This is a genomic window from Cognaticolwellia aestuarii, assembly GCF_002000025.1.
GTDB lineage: Bacteria > Pseudomonadota > Gammaproteobacteria > Enterobacterales > Alteromonadaceae > Cognaticolwellia > Cognaticolwellia aestuarii.
The window spans coordinates 1-621 of record NZ_MUZV01000031.1 but is presented as its reverse complement, the minus strand read 5'-3'; the positions used below and the strand labels follow the sequence as shown (position 1 = coordinate 621).

1 protein-coding gene is annotated in these 621 nt (G+C 45.1%); it reads right to left on the bottom strand.

The window, feature by feature from the left end:
• Positions 1-621, bottom strand: a 621-nt coding sequence (locus B0169_RS19320) for a hypothetical protein (protein WP_158077137.1), incomplete at both ends; no start/stop codon positions are given.

Here is a 621-nt window from a genome sequence, read left to right as displayed (position 1 = left end):
TAATGTATGTGGCATTCGATGGAACTGAAACAGAAGAAACCGTTGGTACGGCGCCATCAATAACAAGCGCTTTATTAGCGCCAAGAGAATTAGCCACTCCCGGTGTTGCCAAGGTTAAGTTGGCTGCGTTACCTGCCCTATCATTAATAGTGCCACTATTTAAACTTAAGGAGTTGGTGGCAACGTAATCTAAATCGCTGCTAACATCTCCTGTTTGCACCGTATAAGCAAACGTTAACGTGCTAGTGCCTGAGCCACTGCTGTAATTAATGGTTCTATCTGTTGTACCTGTTTCTAAGGTGAGTTGTGGTGTGCCCGTTACAGTTACCGCTTCGCTGAAGTTAACGGTGACAGCAATAACATCCCCTAATTTATAGCTACCATTAGTGGTTGATGAGCTGACTGACGAAATGGTTGGCGCAGCTGCATCAACCAATACTGACGTCGTTGCACCGACACTATTTAAAGTTAAGGTAGCATCATTTGAAGCTGCATCACGCAAGGTACCGCCATTAGCTGATAAGGAACCGATAGCAATACCATCACTGTCGTTGTCGCCTGCTTGCACGGTATAACGGAATAATAAAGCACTCGAGCCTGTACCACTTAAGTAAGTCGCTT